We start from the raw sequence: 1,025 nt of genomic DNA, 5'->3' as shown, positions 1-1,025 counted from the left end.
TTTAGGATAAGCCCTCGACCGATTAGTATTCGTCAGCTCCACACATTGCTGTGCTTCCACCCCGAACCTATCAACCTCGTCGTCTTCAAGGGGTCTTACATACTGGGAAATCTCATCTTGAGGGGGGCTTCACGCTTAGATGCTTTCAGCGCTTATCCCGTCCGTACTTGGCTACCCAGCGGTGCTCCTGGCGGAACAACTGGTACACCAGCGGTACGTCCATCCCGGTCCTCTCGTACTAAGGACAGCTCCTCTCAAATTTCCTGCGCCCGCGACAGATAGGGACCGAACTGTCTCACGACGTTCTGAACCCAGCTCGCGTACCGCTTTAATGGGCGAACAGCCCAACCCTTGGGACCTACTTCAGCCCCAGGATGCGATGAGCCGACATCGAGGTGCCAAACCTCCCCGTCGATGTGGACTCTTGGGGGAGATAAGCCTGTTATCCCCAGGGTAGCTTTTATCCGTTGAGCGATGGCCCTTCCATTCGGTACCACCGGATCACTAAGCCCGACTTTCGTCCCTGCTCGACTTGTAGGTCTCGCAGTCAAGCTCCCTTATGCCTTTGCACTCTTCGAATGATTTCCAACCATTCTGAGGGAACCTTTGGGCGCCTCCGTTACATTTTAGGAGGCGACCGCCCCAGTCAAACTGTCCACCTGACACGGTCCCTCTGCCGGATTCACGGCAGCAGGTTAGAACTCCGATACGATCAGGGTGGTATCCCAACGTCGCCTCCACACAAGCTGGCGCTCATGCTTCAATGGCTCCCACCTATCCTGTACAGATCGTACCAAAGTCCAATATCAAGTTACAGTAAAGCTCCATGGGGTCTTTCCGTCTTGTCGCGGGTAACCTGCATCTTCACAGGTATTAAAATTTCACCGGATCTCTCGTTGAGACAGCGCCCAAGTCGTTACGCCATTCGTGCGGGTCAGAATTTACCTGACAAGGAATTTCGCTACCTTAGGACCGTTATAGTTACGGCCGCCGTTTACTGGGGCTTCGGTTCACAGCTTCGGGTT

Annotated in this window: 1 rRNA gene; it reads right to left on the bottom strand. The window is 54.1% G+C overall.

Annotated features, from left to right (window positions below):
* Positions 1–2 precede the first annotated feature (2 nt).
* Positions 3–1,025: ribosomal RNA gene (locus tag AC0YNZ_RS31430) — 23S ribosomal RNA — on the bottom strand; the annotation flags it as partial.

The sequence above is a fragment of the Paenibacillus sp. J2L1-98 genome, assembly GCF_056269405.1.
Note: the sequence above shows the minus strand (reverse complement) of the source record. Positions and strands in the feature narration are given on the sequence as shown.